At 64.3% G+C, this 14818-nt stretch carries 18 protein-coding genes; 1 reads left to right on the forward strand and 17 read right to left on the reverse strand.

All coding sequences use genetic code 11. The features are described from left to right. Nucleotides 1-11: 11 nt before the first annotated feature. The 4 genes from BHE01S_RS27915 to BHE01S_RS27930 form a co-directional block, all read right to left on the reverse strand. Nucleotides 12-797, reverse strand: a complete 786-nt coding sequence (locus tag BHE01S_RS27915; RefSeq protein ID WP_084069316.1) for a cytochrome c1 — start codon at nucleotides 795-797, stop codon at nucleotides 12-14. A 21-nt stretch (nucleotides 798-818) separates the two neighbouring features. Continuing rightward, nucleotides 819-2207, reverse strand: coding sequence for a cytochrome b (locus BHE01S_RS27920; RefSeq protein WP_042269635.1), 1389 nt, complete (start codon nucleotides 2205-2207; stop codon nucleotides 819-821). After that, nucleotides 2207-2827, reverse strand: a complete 621-nt coding sequence (petA, locus tag BHE01S_RS27925) for a ubiquinol-cytochrome c reductase iron-sulfur subunit (protein ID WP_042269636.1) — start codon at nucleotides 2825-2827, stop codon at nucleotides 2207-2209. Before petA ends, BHE01S_RS27920 begins: the two co-directional genes overlap by 1 nt. 237 nt (nucleotides 2828-3064) lie before the next feature. After that, on the reverse strand, nucleotides 3065-3811 hold the full coding sequence (locus BHE01S_RS27930; RefSeq protein ID WP_042269638.1) for a Nif3-like dinuclear metal center hexameric protein: 747 nt from the start codon (nucleotides 3809-3811) through the stop codon (nucleotides 3065-3067). A 19-nt stretch (nucleotides 3812-3830) separates the two neighbouring features. Here BHE01S_RS27930 and BHE01S_RS27935 point away from each other — a divergent pair, with 19 nt between their 5' ends. Next, nucleotides 3831-5045 carry a Do family serine endopeptidase gene (locus BHE01S_RS27935; protein ID WP_042269640.1) on the forward strand — a complete coding sequence of 405 codons (1215 nt, stop codon included), beginning with the start codon at nucleotides 3831-3833 and terminating at the stop codon, nucleotides 5043-5045. 112 nt (nucleotides 5046-5157) lie between these two features. Here the strand turns inward: BHE01S_RS27935 and tatC are convergent, their stop codons facing one another. The 13 genes from tatC to hisD form a co-directional block, all read right to left on the reverse strand. Beyond that, nucleotides 5158-5940, reverse strand: a complete 783-nt coding sequence (gene tatC / locus BHE01S_RS27940; RefSeq protein WP_042269642.1) for a twin-arginine translocase subunit TatC — start codon at nucleotides 5938-5940, stop codon at nucleotides 5158-5160. A gap of 45 nt (nucleotides 5941-5985) precedes the next feature. Then, on the reverse strand, nucleotides 5986-6546 hold the full coding sequence (gene tatB / locus BHE01S_RS27945; RefSeq protein WP_042269644.1) for a Sec-independent protein translocase protein TatB: 561 nt from the start codon (nucleotides 6544-6546) through the stop codon (nucleotides 5986-5988). Between the two features lie 97 nt (nucleotides 6547-6643). Beyond that, nucleotides 6644-6886 (reverse strand): Sec-independent protein translocase subunit TatA, encoded by a 243-nt coding sequence (tatA, locus tag BHE01S_RS27950; protein WP_042269645.1) that lies wholly within the window; start codon nucleotides 6884-6886, stop codon nucleotides 6644-6646. Between the two features lie 159 nt (nucleotides 6887-7045). Beyond that, nucleotides 7046-7414, reverse strand: coding sequence for a histidine triad nucleotide-binding protein (locus BHE01S_RS27955; protein ID WP_042269649.1), 369 nt, complete (start codon nucleotides 7412-7414; stop codon nucleotides 7046-7048). A 42-nt stretch (nucleotides 7415-7456) separates the two neighbouring features. After that, entirely contained in the window at nucleotides 7457-7849 is a 393-nt protein-coding gene (locus BHE01S_RS27960; protein ID WP_042269760.1) for a DUF4870 family protein, read from the reverse strand. Nucleotides 7850-7893: 44 nt separating this feature from the next. After that, nucleotides 7894-8262 (reverse strand): phosphoribosyl-ATP diphosphatase, encoded by a 369-nt coding sequence (locus BHE01S_RS27965; protein ID WP_042269651.1) that lies wholly within the window; start codon nucleotides 8260-8262, stop codon nucleotides 7894-7896. Further along, nucleotides 8259-8696, reverse strand: a complete 438-nt coding sequence (hisI, locus tag BHE01S_RS27970; RefSeq protein ID WP_042269652.1) for a phosphoribosyl-AMP cyclohydrolase — start codon at nucleotides 8694-8696, stop codon at nucleotides 8259-8261. Before hisI ends, BHE01S_RS27965 begins: the two co-directional genes overlap by 4 nt. A gap of 4 nt (nucleotides 8697-8700) precedes the next feature. Then, nucleotides 8701-9474 carry an imidazole glycerol phosphate synthase subunit HisF gene (gene hisF, locus BHE01S_RS27975; RefSeq protein WP_042269761.1) on the reverse strand — a complete coding sequence of 258 codons (774 nt, stop codon included), beginning with the start codon at nucleotides 9472-9474 and terminating at the stop codon, nucleotides 8701-8703. Between the two features lie 229 nt (nucleotides 9475-9703). Then, on the reverse strand, nucleotides 9704-10456 hold the full coding sequence (gene hisA / locus BHE01S_RS27980) for a 1-(5-phosphoribosyl)-5-[(5-phosphoribosylamino)methylideneamino]imidazole-4-carboxamide isomerase (RefSeq protein WP_042269654.1): 753 nt from the start codon (nucleotides 10454-10456) through the stop codon (nucleotides 9704-9706). A gap of 176 nt (nucleotides 10457-10632) precedes the next feature. Then, complete coding sequence (gene hisH / locus BHE01S_RS27985; RefSeq protein ID WP_042269656.1) at nucleotides 10633-11274, reverse strand: imidazole glycerol phosphate synthase subunit HisH; 642 nt, start codon at nucleotides 11272-11274, stop codon at nucleotides 10633-10635. A 257-nt stretch (nucleotides 11275-11531) separates the two neighbouring features. After that, nucleotides 11532-12119, reverse strand: coding sequence for an imidazoleglycerol-phosphate dehydratase HisB (hisB, locus tag BHE01S_RS27990; protein WP_028218451.1), 588 nt, complete (start codon nucleotides 12117-12119; stop codon nucleotides 11532-11534). A gap of 58 nt (nucleotides 12120-12177) precedes the next feature. After that, nucleotides 12178-13254 (reverse strand): histidinol-phosphate transaminase, encoded by a 1077-nt coding sequence (gene hisC, locus BHE01S_RS27995; RefSeq protein WP_042269657.1) that lies wholly within the window; start codon nucleotides 13252-13254, stop codon nucleotides 12178-12180. A 225-nt stretch (nucleotides 13255-13479) separates the two neighbouring features. After that, entirely contained in the window at nucleotides 13480-14799 is a 1320-nt protein-coding gene (gene hisD, locus BHE01S_RS28000; protein WP_042269764.1) for a histidinol dehydrogenase, read from the reverse strand. Nucleotides 14800-14818: the final 19 nt, after the last annotated feature.

Below are 14818 nucleotides of genomic sequence, written 5' to 3' on the forward strand. Positions count from 1 at the left end.
TCAGGACGTGCCTATTTGATATCTTTCCAGTACGCGGCGTTCAATCGCCACGCGAAAAAGCTCAAGACGCCGAGGAACAGGAGCACCCACACGCCAAGCTGCCTGCGGGTTTTCTGCTCGGGTTCGGCCATCCAGCCGAGGTAGGCCACCAGGTCGGCCACGTCGGCATCATAATCCACCGGCGAGAGCGTTCCGGGCGTGACCTGCTGGAACCCGGCAAAGCGACGGACCTTTTCCCCGGTTTCCTCGTCCGTCGTGTCCTCGAACTTCGCCGTGCGGATGCCCTGCAACTGCCACAGCACGTGCGGCATGCTCACGTTTTCGAACACCAGATTGTTCCAGCCGGTCGGCCGCGTGTCGTCGCGGTAGAAGCTGCGCAGATACGTGTACAGCCAGTCGCGCCCTTTCGCCCGCGCTTCCACGGAGAGATCCGGCGGCGCCACGCCGAACCACGCCTTCGCGTCGTCCGGGCGCATCGCGACGGACATCGTGTTGCCGACCTTGTCGGTCGTAAACAACAGATTATCTTCGATTTGCTTCTGCGGAATGCCGAGATCCTGCAACCGGCTGTAGCGCATCAAGTTCGCACTATGGCAATTCAGACAATAGTTTACAAACAATTTGGCGCCGTGTTGCAGCGAAGCAAGATTTTCGCCGTTATCGGGTGCGCGGTCGAGCGGAATGTTTTCCTGCGCCGCGGCAGACCCGACCCCAAATACGCATGAGAGCGTCAGCGCAGCCAAGCCGGCCCGGACGCTCACCTTCACGAGCGTCGAAAAAAGAGATCTTTTCGTCATGTCTTCTTCCTCGCTCGTCGATTAATGGGGCTTGAACCGCACGCGCTCGGGCGGCTGCCTGAAGGTGCCAAGCGGCGTCCAGAACGGCATGCCGAGGAAGAAAGCGAAATAGACGAGCGCGCAGATCTGGGCGATCAGCGTGGCTGCCGGCGATGGCGGCTTCGTGCCGAGGAACGCGAGCGTCAGGAACGCCAGCACGAAGATGCCCAGAAACACCTTGTGGAAGAACGGCCGGTAACGGATCGACTTCACGGGCGAGCGGTCCAGCCACGGCAGGAAGAACAGCGAGATCACCGCCGTGCCCATCACCACCACGCCCCAGAATTTCGACTCGGTGAAGTACATGGCGAGGATCACGAGCACCGCCAGCACCGGCAGCCCGGCGCGCCATTTGCCGCGGGCGCGCACCAGCGCGAGCAGCCCGAGCAGCGCGATCACGATCATCAGCACGATCTTGAACGGGTCGGTGGTGGCGCGCAGCATCGCGTAGAACGCCGTGAAGTACCAGACCGGCGCGATTTCGGGTGGCGTCTGCAGCGGGTTGGCCGGCACGAAATTGTTCGCTTCCAGGAAGTAGCCGCCCATTTCCGGCGCGAAGAACACGATCGCCGCGAACACCATCAGGAAGATGCACACGCCCATGAAGTCGTGCACCGAGTAGTACGGATGGAACGGGATGCCGTCGAGCGGCACGCCGTTGGCGTCCTTCTTCTCCTTGATCTCGATACCGTCCGGATTGTTCGAGCCCACTTCGTGCAGCGCGATGATGTGACAGATCACGAGCCCGACCAGCACCAGCGGAATGGCGATCACGTGGAACGCGAAGAAGCGGTTCAGCGTGACGTCCGACACCACGTAGTCGCCGCGAATCCACAGCGAGAGGTCCGGGCCGATGAAGGGAATCGCCGAGAACAGGTTCACGATCACCTGCGCGCCCCAGAACGACATCTGGCCCCACGGCAGCAGATAGCCGAAGAACGCCTCGGCCATCAGGCACAGGAAAATCGCGCAGCCGAAGATCCACACGAGCTCGCGCGGCTTGCGGTACGAGCCGTACAGCAGCCCGCGGAACATGTGCAGGTACACGACCACGAAGAACATCGACGCGCCCGTGGAGTGCATGTAGCGAATCAGCCAGCCCCACGGCACCTCGCGCATGATGTACTCGACCGACGCGAACGCAAGCGTCGCGTCGGGCTTGTAGTTCATGGTGAGGAAAATGCCGGTGACGATCTGGTTCACCAGCACGAGCAGCGCGAGCGAGCCGAAGAAGTACCAGAAGTTGAAATTCTTCGGCGCGTAGTATTCGGAAGCATGAGCGCGCCAACTCGCCGTCATCGGGAAGCGCTTGTCGATCCAGCCTTGCAGCCCGGTCGTTTCCACCCCATCCTTTTCGGTTCCCGTCGCCATCACGCTTCTCCTTTTTCGTCCCGGCCGATCACGATCTGCGTCGGGGACGCGAACATGTAGCGGGGAATATCGAGGTTTTGCGGCGCCGGCTTGTTCTTGAACACACGGCCGGAGAGATCGTAGGTGGAGCCGTGGCACGGGCACAGGAAACCGCCCGGCCAGCTGTCGGGCAGGTTCGGCTGCGGGCCTTCCTGAAAGCGCGGCGTGGGCGTGCAGCCCAGATGGGTGCAGACGGCCACGGCCACGAGAATGTTCTGATGCTCGGCGCGCGAACGGTATTCGTTCATGCAGTACTCCGGCATCGGCATCGAGAACGGGTGCTCGGAGTTCGGGTCGGCCAGATCGGGATCGGCTTTCTTCACGTCGGCCATCATGCGATCCGTACGGTTCAGGATCCACACGGGCTTGCCGCGCCAGGCCACGGTCATGAGCGAGCCGGGCTGCAGATTCGTGATGTCGACTTCGACAGGCGCGCCGGCGGCGCGGGCTTTTTCGGATGGTGCAAAGGAACCTACGAAGGGTACGACAGTGGCCACGCCTCCAATGCCACCTGCTACGGACGTCGCAATCAGCCAGGTTCGGCGGCTGCCGTCGACGCGGTCATTCTCGTTGTCTCGCATCACATCGCCCCACTTCTGAGTTGGATTTTTCCGTCACGCCAGCTTACCCGCGGTGCTGCCGAACGCTAGTTTGCTCGAATGGAGTTGGCATTTACAAGGGGCGTCCTCCAAAAAGCCTCGGAAGTCCTTGATATCTCGGGGTTTTCCCGCAGAAAAGAGGGCCACTTTCTTTTCAGTTTGTAAATGCCCGATGAATAAAACGATGCTGCATCACGACAATTGGCGCCGGATGCCCAATCAAACGGGATTGTCGATATCGATGAAAAGATGCTCGATATTGAACGCTTCCGAGAGGTGCGCGCCCACTGCCTGCACACCGAAGCGCTCGGTAGCGTGGTGGCCCGCAGCGAGGAACGCCACGCCGCTTTCCGCAGAGGTGTGCGTGGTCGGCTCGGAGATCTCGCCGGTGAGGAAGACGTCGGCGCCGGCCTCGATCGCGGCGTCGAAGAGACTTTGTGCCGCACCCGTACACCAGGCCACGCGGCGCAGTTGCCAGTCTGGGTCGCCGAGCACGAGCGGCGTGCGGCCGAGCGTCTGCTCGACCTCGGCAGTAAAGTGCGCGAGCGTGATCGGCATGGGCAGCGTGGCCATCCAGCCCAGATCCTGATCGCCGAAGCGTTGTTCGCCGATCCAGCCGAACCGGGCGCCCAACTGCGCGTTATTGCCCAGTTCAGGATGGCTGTCGAGCGGCAGATGGTAGGCGAACAGGTTGATATCGTTGGCGAGCAGCGTCTTCAGGCGCCGGTACTTGCGGCCCGTAATTTGCGGCGCTTCGTTTTTCCAGAAGTAGCCGTGATGCACGAGCACGGCGTCGGCGCCCCACTCGAGCGCGGCTTCGAGGAAGGCGAGCGATGCGGTCACGCCCGTGGCGATCTTCTCCACGCGCCGCCGCCCTTCGACCTGCAGGCCATTGGGGCAGTAGTCCTTGAACCGCGCGGATTCCAGAAGATTGTTCAGATACAATTCCAGTTCGATCCGATCCATATAATCCTCTAATCTTCAGATGCTTAGACGCTTTTGGCTGTTCTTCGCCCAGGCGGTGACGGTCCTGCTGGCGTTGATGTTCATCATCGCCACGCTCAAACCACAGTGGCTGCAGCACCAGGGGCAGTTCGGCAAGCAGCTTGCCGAACCGATCGTCGCACTGCGGGAAGTGGCGCCAGGCATCGGTTCAGGCGCCGCCCAGGGCTCCTATGCGGACGCCGCCCAGAAGGCCATGCCCGCGGTAGTGAACGTGTTCTCGAGCAAGGATGGGTCGCTGCCGCCCGATCCCCGCCAGAACGATCCGCTATTTCGCTACTTCTTCGGCGATCGCAACAAAAATCAGAAACAGCAGGAGCAGCCTGCCGCCAACCTCGGTTCGGGCGTCATTGTCAGTCCGGACGGTTACATTCTAACGAACCAGCACGTAATCGACGGCGCGGACCAGATCGAAATCGCGCTTTCCGACGGCCGCACCACCAACGCCAAGGTGATCGGCATCGACCCGGAAACCGATCTCGCGGTGCTCAAGATCAATCTGCCGAACCTGCCCACCATCACGCTCGGCCGCATGGACCAGACGCGCGTGGGCGACGTCGTGCTCGCCATCGGCAACCCGTTCGGCGTGGGCCAGACGGTCACCATGGGCATCATCAGCGCGCTGGGCCGCAATCACCTCGGCATCAACACGTTCGAGAATTTCATTCAAACCGATGCGCCGATCAATCCGGGCAACTCCGGCGGCGCGCTCGTCGACGTGAACGGCAACCTGCTCGGCATCAACACGGCCATCTATTCGCGCTCGGGCGGCTCGCTCGGCATCGGCTTCGCGATCCCCGTCTCCACGGCGCGCAGCGTGCTGGAGAGCATCATCACCTCGGGGTCGGTCACGCGCGGCTGGATCGGCGTGGAGCCACAGGATGTGACGCCGGAGATCGCCGACTCGTTCGGGCTAAAGGAGAAGTCGGGCGCGATCGTCGCGGGCGTGCTGCAGGGCGGCCCCGCCGACAAAGCCGGCATCAAGCCCGGCGACGTCCTGACCTCGGTGAACGGTGAGGCCATCACCGACACCACGCGCCTTCTGAACGTCATCGCGCAGATCAAGCCGGGCACCGACGCGAAGATCCACCTCGTGCGCAAGAACAAGGACATGGATCTCGACGTGCTGATCGGCAAGCGCCCGCCGCCGCCGAAGCAGCCGGCTCAGGAAGACGGCGAAGGCGACGACGGCGGTTGATTGCACAGCGCGGGCGGGGCATCGCGCCCTGCCCGCAAGCAGGAAAGCAAAAGGCCGCGAATGAACTGACTGGGGTTCGCGGCCTTTGCTTTCCTGCGCCGAGCCCGCGGGGCTAGCTCGCCGCCTGACTCTCGTCCGCTGGCTTCTTCTCGCCCGTGCCGATGAAGATACGCGCCGCGATAATGCCGGCCTCATAGAGGAGGATGAGCGGCAGCGCGAGAATGAGTTGCGAGAACACGTCCGGCGGCGTCACCACGGCCGCGACGATGAACGCGCCGACGATCACGTAGGGCCGGATCTGCTTGAGCTTCTTCACGGTGACGACGCCCATGCGCACGAGCAGCACGACGATGATCGGCACCTCGAAGGTCACGCCGAACGCGATGAACATGGTGAGCACGAAGCTTAGGTAATTGTCGATGTCGGTCGTCATCTCCGCGCCGAGCGGCGCGTTGTAGTGCGCCATCACGCGGAAAATGGTCGGGAACACCACGAAATACGCGAACGCCATGCCGCACAGGAAGAGCGTGTAGCTGCTCGCCACGAGCGGGGCGACGAGCTTCTTTTCGTGCTGGTAGAGGCCTGGGGCGACGAACGCCCAGATCTGGTAGAGCACGACCGGCAGCGCGATCACGAAGGCCACGAGCATCGTGACCTTCATGGGCACGAAGAACGAGCCGGTCACGTCGGTGACGATCATCTTGCCGTCGCGCGGCAGGTTCTGCATGAGCGGACGCGCAAGCAGACGGAATATGTCGGGCGCCCAGTAGACGAGCCCGAGGAACACGACGATCACAGCGATGCCTGCGCGAATGATACGGTCGCGCAACTCGACGAGATGGGAAATGAAGGTCTCTTCGGAGCCTTCTTCCAGTTTTTGCTGGGGGTCGCTCACACCGGCCCTCTGTTGGAAATGGTCGTGCGCAAAGGCGGATCCGCGTCAGAAGAACCGGGTGGGCCGGCGCAGGCTCGCCGGCGTGTGCTGCGCCACGCGCGCAGCGCCCGATTGCACCCGCGTGCGGCGCAGCGTGGCGCGTTTGTACCAGACCGGCGCGGCGCTCTGCTTGACGCGCCAGTTCTTGCGCCTGGCACCGCTCGCGCCCGCCTGGCCGGTGCGCCATCCCGATTGCGTGGCGACGCCCTCTACGACATTGGCGGCGGCGCCTTCCAGGCTGGCAGGATCCGCTCCGCCTGCGATGCTCGGCGACACCGACGTGCCCGCATTCCACGCGTCGTTCAATTCGGTTTCATGCTTGCGCAGATTCTCCTGAACGTTCTTCTCGACGTTCTGCGCCGCCGTTTCGAACTCGGTCTTCATGCGGCGCAACTCGTCGAGTTCGATCTCGCGCGTGACTTCCGCCTTGACGTCGTTGATATAGCGCTGCGCGCGCCCGAACAGCGCGCCGGCCGTGCGTGCGACCCGCGGCAGCCGCTCCGGCCCGAGAACGACCAGCGCGACGACGCCGATCAGCGCCATCTTGGTTAAACCGAGATCGAGCATGAATGGAGTTTTCCGTCAGCCTTGGCTGCCTTAGTGGAAACGAGCTGGAAACAAGCGGAACAACCCGTGGCGGCGAGAACAACGGCCGCCACGCGTTTTAGCGGTAGTCGTTCGAGCGCTGTGTCTTGTCCTTGGCTTCGACGTCGACTGCACCGCCGTCGGCCGGCAGTTCGCGCTTTTGCGTGTCGGCACCGGCGCCTTCGCTCTCACGCATGCCTTCCTTGAAACCCTTCACCGCACCGCCCAGATCGCTACCGATATTGCGCAGCTTCTTGGTGCCGAAGACGAGCGCAACGATCAACAAGACGATCAGCCAGTGCCAAATGCTCAACGAACCCATGATTGACTCTCTCCTTAACCCCGCCGCCACGCGGCCTGCGCAGCGCGATAAATTGTGCCTGTCCGATGTTGCATGGACGTGGCGTGCGACCCTTTAGCCCGATGCTTCACTGAGACCACGCCATCCGTCATTTATACCGATTTCCACCGCCGCCGACACTCAGCCCATGCGGTGCCACGGACGCGGTCCGGCCAGCAAATGCGCGTGCAGATGGTAGACCTCCTGCCCGCCGCCCGGCCCCGTATTCACCACCGTGCGAAACCCGGTTTCGCCGCCCGTGTACGAGACGCCCAGCTCTTTGGCGAGCCGCGCGACCAATACGAACATTCTACCAAGCAGCGGGGCGTCGTTTTCACCGCAATCGGCAAGGGTGGGAATATGCTGGCGCGGAATCACGAGGACGTGAGTTTCGGCTGCAGGCCGGATGTCGCGGAAGGCGACGAATTCGTCGTCCTCGTACACCCGCGTGCTGGGGATATGGCCATCGGCGATCTTGCAGAAGAGACAGGTGCTGCGGTCGTGACTCATGGTGCTCCTGGTGAGCAAAGCCGCACGTGGCCCCGCCAGCCCTCAGAACCAGGCGCGCGGATTGTGCAGCGGCTTGTTGTCGTACAAGTACAGCCAGCCTTTGATGATACGGTACAACGTCCAGATTGCGACAGCCCACAAAATTGGAATGCCGACCAGCACGAAGATGAGCACGCCGCCGATCAGGTGGCCGGCCAGCCCGAGCCAGAACGTGCGGATTTGCCACGTGAAGTGCTGCTCATAGGGCGTGCCGAGCGCTTCGTCGCGTTTGAGGTAATTCAGGATGATGGCCACCAGCACCGAAATGCCGCCGGTCAGCCAGTACACCGCATAGAGCGCGTACAGCACGTGCGTGAAAGTCCGCAGGCTGCGCAACCGGTCCGCGTCAGCGCCGTTGCGGTACGAAGGGGGCGGATAGTCGCCAGACGTGGACATGTCGTTCATCTCCCTCTGTGTAGCGCCGTGCGCGCCGTAGCGCCTCAGTCGCCGGTCTCTTCGCGCTCGCGGCTCTTGCGCAGCGCCTTTTCCTCGAGCCCCGAAAGGCCTTCGCGGCGTTCGAGTTCCGCGAGCACGTCGGCGGGACTCAGATCAAAGTGCGAGAGCGTGACGAGGCAATGGAACCACAGGTCGGCCATCTCGCCGACCAGCGCCTTCGGTGCGCCGCCCTGGCGCACGTCCTTGGCGGCCAGCACGACTTCGGTCGCCTCTTCGCCGACCTTCTTGAGCACCGCGTCGTCGCCCTTGTGAAAGAGGCGCGCGACGTAGGAGGCGTCCGGATCGCCGCCCTTGCGGCTGTCGATCACCGCCGCGAGGCGCAGCAGGGTGTCGTGGGTGTTCAGTTGCGTCATTTGTAGATGTGTTCGGGGTCTTTCAGCACCGGGTCGACGGCGGCCCAGCGGCCTTCGTCGACGGTGCCTTCGAATTGCTGGAAAAAGCACGAGTGGCGGCCCGTGTGACACGCGATGCCCGAGACCTGCTCGACCTTGAGCAGCACGACGTCTTCGTCGCAGTCGAGGCGGATGTCGCGCACGTGCTGCACGTGGCCCGACTCCTCGCCCTTGAACCACAGGCGCTGGCGCGAGCGCGAGAAGTACACGGCGCGGCGCAGTTCGACCGTCTTCGCGAGCGCTTCGCGGTTCATCCACGCGAACATCAGGACGTCGCCGGTCGTGGCCTCCTGTGCGATCACCGGCACGAGGCCGTTGGCGTCCCAGTTGACCTTGTCGAGCCAGCTGGCGTTGGTGAGGTCGTTGTCGGGTTTGGCGGTTTGAGTGTTGCTCATGGCGTCACATCCTCACCGAAATGCCCTGGTCGGCCATGAAGCGCTTCGCCTCGCCCACCGTGTGTTCGCCATAGTGGAAGATGCTCGCCGCCAGCACGGCGTCGGCATGGCCCTTGACGATGCCGTCCGCGAGATCCTGCAGGCCGCCCACGCCGCCCGAGGCGATTACGGGAATCGGCACGGCGTCGGACACCGCGCGCGTGAGGTCGAGGTCGAAGCCGCTCTTCGTGCCGTCGCGGTCCATGCTCGTGAGCAGGATTTCGCCGGCGCCCAGCTCCGCCATCTTGCGCGCCCATTCCACGGCGTCGATGCCCGTGGCCTTGCGCCCGCCGTGTGTGAACACTTCCCAGCGCGCGGGTTCGCCCGGCGCGGACGTACGCTTCGCGTCGATGGCGACGACGATGCACTGCGAGCCGTACTTGTCGGTGGAATCGCGCACGAGCTGCGGATCGGCGACCGCCGACGAATTCATGCTGACCTTGTCGGCGCCGGCGTTGAGCAGGCGCCGCACGTCCGCCACTGCGCGCACGCCACCGCCCACGGTAAGCGGAATGAAGACCTGCGAAGCCACCGCCTCGATGATCGGCAGGATCAGGTCGCGCTGGTCGGAGGTCGCGGTGATGTCGAGGAAGGTGAGTTCGTCGGCGCCCTGGTCGTCGTAGCGGCGCGCGATTTCGACGGGGTCGCCCGCGTCGCGCAGTTCGACGAAATTGACGCCCTTGACGACGCGCCCGGCGGTCACGTCGAGGCAGGGGATGATGCGTTTGGGTAGAGCCATGATCTTGCCGAAGTTGCCAGTCGGTGTATGTGCGGCGAGCACCTTTCGCGAGAAGGCTGCCGAACCCGGTTCGGGCGTGGCGCGCAGCCGCAGCCCATTGTCGCGCGCTTTGCGCCTTGCCTTGCGCCCTGAGGCGAAAATATCCGGCGCGAGCGCCAGTCTCCATGGAGATGGCGGCGCAGCGCCAAAAACAAAAGGCCTCCCGTGACGGAGGCCGGCATACGGCGCCTTAGGCGTCGTCCGATTCGCGCAGGCTGTCTGCGCGCGTTTGCGCGGCGGCGAAATCGAGGTCGCCCGAATAGATCGCGCGGCCGCAGATCACGCCTTCCACGCCTTCGTCCTCGACTTCGCACAGTGCGTCGATATCGGCGAGGTTGGAAAGCCCGCCGCTGGCGATGATCGGAATCTTCACCGCGCGCGCGAGGCGCACCGTCGCTTCGATATTGATGCCCTGAAGCATGCCGTCCCGGCCGATGTCGGTGTAGATGATCGACTCGACGCCATAGTCCTCGAACTTGCGCGCGAGGTCCGCGACTTCGTGACCTGTGAGCTTGCTCCAGCCGTCCGTCGCGACCTTGCCGTCTTTCGCGTCGAGGCCCACGATGATATGGCCCCCGAATGCCGTGCAGGCTTCCTGGAGGAAGCCCGGATTCTTCACGGCGGCGGTGCCGATGATCACATAGGACAGGCCGTCGTCGAGATAGCGCTCGATCGTGTCGAGGTCGCGGATGCCGCCGCCGAGCTGCACGGGGATCTCGTCGCCGACTTCGCGGATGATCTCGCGAATCGCGTCTTCGTTCTTCGGCTTGCCGGCGAACGCGCCGTTGAGGTCGACGAGGTGCAAACGCCGCGCGCCGCGCTCGACCCAGTGTCGGGCCATAGCCGCCGGTTCCTCGGAGAAAATCGTCGCCTGGTCCATATCGCCTTGTTTGAGGCGCACGCAGTGACCGTCTTTGAGATCGATGGCCGGAATCAGCAGCATAGCTTCGGGTGTATCTGGGAATGAGGTTGAAGTCTGCAGCGCCGGCGGAAAAAAAGGCCCGATCCGACGCCGTTTCGCTAGTTTAGTACAACTCTTTCGGCGGCCTTGCTGACGCAAATCTAATGCCGCGGCGCTCGTGCGCGAAGGCGGCCGCGAACGTCAGCGCACGCACGAAATCAGGGGTTCCAGTGGACGAAGTTGCGATAGACGCGCAAGCCCGCAGCAGCGCTCTTTTCCGGGTGGAATTGGGTGGCGAAGATGTTATCCCGCGCCACTGCCGAGGTAAAGGCCGCGCCGTACGGCGTTTCGCCCACGGTGAGCGCCGCCTCCGCCGGAACCACGTAGTAGCTGTGCACGAAGTAGAAGAAGCTTTCGTCGGGCACACCGGCCCACAGGGCGTGCGCGCGCGCCTGGCGCACGCGGTTCCAGCCCATTTGCGGAACCTTGAAGCGCGAGCCGTCGTCCTGCAGCTTGCCTTCCAGATCGAAGCGCACGACCTTGCCGGGCAACAGGCCGAGGCCCTTGGTGTCGCCTTCCGCGCTCCAGTCGAACAGCATTTGCTCGCCCACGCACACGCCCATGAGCGGCTTCGTGCGCGAGGCTTCGAGCACGGCATCCTGCAGGCCCGACTCGGCGAGGCTGCGCATGCAGTCGGGCATCGCGCCCTGCCCCGGCAGCACCACGCGGTCGGCAGCACGGATCGCCTCGGGACGCTCGACGATGGCCACGTCGGCTTCCGGCGCGGCCTGCCTCAGCGCCTGGGCCACCGAACGCAGGTTGCCCATTCCATAATCAACAATCGCAATTGAAGTTTTCATCTCGCATCCGGCCTGCTTAAAAGGCCTTGCCCTTGGCTGTGTGGGCGCATGTGCGCCGCAATGTGCCCTGATCTGCCTTCGAAGCCGTCAATGTACGCCAGTCGGCGCGTGCAGGCCCATAAGCCCAATGGCTAATGTGGCGCGCATGCCGCATGCGGGCGACAGCCCCGGCGCGGCGCACCCGGAGTCCTGCCGGGACACGCCGAGGCATTGCTGTGCGCAGCGCGGCTCGCCTTCTGGTCGGTAAAAGGCGTCGCTTAGAGGCTGCCCTTCGTCGACGGGATCTTGCCCGCCTGACGTTCGTCCAGTTCGGCGGCCTGGCGCAACGCACGGCCGAATGCCTTGAACACGGTTTCCATCTGGTGGTGCGCGTTGAGGCCGCGCAGATTGTCGATGTGCAGCGTCACGCCGGCGTGGTTCACGAAGCCGCGGAAGAATTCGATCGACAGGTCGACGTCGAACGTGCCGATGCGCGCGCGCGTGAACGGCACGTGGAATTCGAGGCCCGGACGGCCCGAGAAGTCGATCACGACGCGCGAGAGCGCTTCGTCGAGCGGCACATAGGCGTGGCCGTAGCGGCGAATGCCCTTCTTGTCGCCAATGGCCTGCGCCACCGCCTGGCCGAGCGTGATGCCGACGTCTTCCACCGTATGGTGATCGTCGATATGGGTATCGCCATGCGCCTCGACTTCCAGATCGATCAGACCGTGCCGTGCGATCTGGTCGAGCATGTGGTCGAGAAACGGCACGCCGGTCGCGAGCTTTTGCTCGCCGGTGCCGTCAAGATTCAGTTTCACGCGGATTTGCGTTTCGCTGGTGTTGCGAACGACTTGCGCGACGCGCATGGCAATTTCCTTCAAACAGCCCGTAACAGGAGAGTGGGAGAACGAAGCATTCGGCGGCCTACTTGAGCACGAGCTTCAGGGCAGCGAGCAATTGCGCGTTTTCGTCGGGGGTGCCAACGGTCAGGCGCACGCAGTTCGCAAGCAATGGGTGCATTTTACCCACGTTTTTGATCAGGATCCGGGCGGACAGCAGCGTGTCGAAAACCGCCGCCGCATCGGGCACGCGCACGAGCAGGAAATTGCCCGCGCTTTCGAACACCTGGGCGCCCGGCAGCTTCGCCACTTCCGCGGCCAGCGCCGCGCGTTGCGCGCGCAGCTGCGCGGCCTGCGCATCGAGCACCTCGACATGGTCGAGCAGCAGATCGGCCGCAGCCTGCGTGAGCACGTTCACGTTGTAGGGCGGCCGCACCTTGTCGAACTCGTTGAGCCACGACGCACGCCCGGCCAGATAGCCGAGGCGGATGCCCGCGAGCCCGAGCTTCGACATCGTGCGCATCACGACCACGTTGTCGAACTCGCCCGCGCGCGGCATCCAGCTTCGCATCGCGAACGGCTGGTAGGCCTCGTCGATCACCACGAGGCCCTTTGCCTGCGCAGCCGCCGCGATCACGCGCTCGATATCGGCGTCGTCGAACAGCGTGCCCGTCGGGTTGTTCGGGTACGCCAGCCAGATCACGGCGGGCGTGTGCTCCGCGATGGCCGCAAGCGTCGCCTCGAGGTCGAGCGTGAAGTCGGACTTGAGCGGCACGCCCACGAACTCCACCTGCGCGAATTTCGCCGACATCGCATACATGACGAAGCCCGGCACCGGCGCGAGCACCTTCGCGCCCGGCTTCGCGCACGCCATCGTGATCATGCTGATGATCTCGTCCGAGCCGTTGCCGAGCAGCACGTCGCAGTCGGCGGGCACGCGCATCGCGTGCTTGAGCTTCGCGATCAGCGCTTCGGGGCGCGGCGCGGGATAGCGGTTGAGCGCGACCGCCGCGAGGCGTTCGCCCAGTTTTGCGGCAAGGTCGGCGGGCAGGGCAAACGGGTTCTCCATGGCGTCGAGCTTCACGAAGCCGGAAGCGTCGGGCACGGGGTAACTCGTCATCGCGAGCACGTCGCGACGGATGATGTCTTGTGGTGTCGTCATGTCGAAAGGCGGCTCGCGAAAAAGCGGGGCCGCCGGCACGGGCGGCTCGGCGAGGCGGCCGCCCTGGTTATCGTCGTGGTCTCTGCTGCGTGTGGGGCAAACGACAGGTCAAACTGCGGACCCAGCTCCATGCGCCCGCGGCACTGACGAGGCTCGCCGCCGCGCAGCGTCTCCATGCTGCGCGGCGGCTCATTCAACCGGTTTCCGCCAGTTGCCGGGCGCGCCTTACACCTGCTTCATGCGGAATTCGGCACTGCGCGCGTGGGCCTGCAGGCCTTCGCCGTAGGCCAGTTCGGCAGCGATTTCGCCGAGCGTCTGCGCGCCTTCCGCGCTCACCTCGATGAGGCTCGAGCGCTTGATGAAATCATAGACGCCAAGCGGCGACGAGAAACGTGCGGTACGAGACGTCGGCAGCACGTGATTCGGCCCCGCGCAGTAGTCGCCGAGGCTTTCGCTCGTGTAGCGGCCAAGGAAGATCGCACCGGCGTGGCGGATTTCGGCGCCCCACTTCTGCGGCTCCAGCGCCGAGATTTCGAGGTGCTCCGGTGCGATCTCGTTGGCGATGGCGCAGGCCTCCGCCATGTCGCGCACCTTCACGAGCGCGCCGCGGTTCGTCAGCGACGTGGCAATGACTTCGGCACGCGGCATGGCGGGCAGAAGTTCGTCGATGGCCTCTTCCACGCGCTTGATGAAGCCTTCGTCCGGGCACAGCAGAATGGACTGCGCGAGCTCGTCGTGTTCGGCCTGCGAGAACAGGTCCATGGCCACCCAGCGCGGATCGGTCGTGCCGTCGCAAATCACGAGGATTTCCGAGGGGCCCGCGATCATGTCGATGCCGACCGTGCCGAACACGCGGCGCTTGGCCGAAGCGACATAGGCGTTGCCCGGCCCGCAGATCTTGTCGACGGGCGGAATCGTATCCGTGCCGTACGCGAGCGCCGCGACGGCCTGCGCACCGCCGATCGTGAACACGCGATCGACGCCGCCGAGCAGCGCCGCCGCCAGCACGAGCGGGTTCTTCACGCCGTCGGGCGTGGGCACGACCATGATGATTTCGCGCACGCCCGCGACCCGTGCGGGAATGGCGTTCATCAGCACGGACGACGGATACGCGGCCTTGCCGCCGGGCACATAAAGGCCCACGCGATCGAGCGGCGTGACCTTCTGGCCGAGCACCGTGCCGTCGGCTTCGGTGTATTGCCAGCTATGCGAGCCGCACTCGATGCGCTGCTTCTCGTGGTAGCCGCGCACGCGCGCCGCCGCGGCTTCGAGTGCCGCGCGCTGCTTGGGCTCGAGGCTCTCCAGCGCCGCTTCGAGTTCGCTGAACGGCAGTTCGAGCGCCGCGACGCTCGTCGCGCCCAAACGGTCGAAGCGGTTCGTGTAGTCGGCCACGGCAGCGTCGCCGCGCGCCTTCACGTCGGCAAGAATCTGCGCGACGGACCGCTCGATGGCCTCGTCCTCGCTCGCCTCGAAGGCGAGCACCGCGTGCAGCGCCTGCTTGAAGCCTGAGGCGCTGGAATCGAGTTTGCGCATCGTGATAGCCATGCTGGTATCCATCCGTTAC

Source organism: Paraburkholderia heleia NBRC 101817, assembly GCF_000739775.1.
GTDB lineage: Bacteria > Pseudomonadota > Gammaproteobacteria > Burkholderiales > Burkholderiaceae > Paraburkholderia > Paraburkholderia heleia.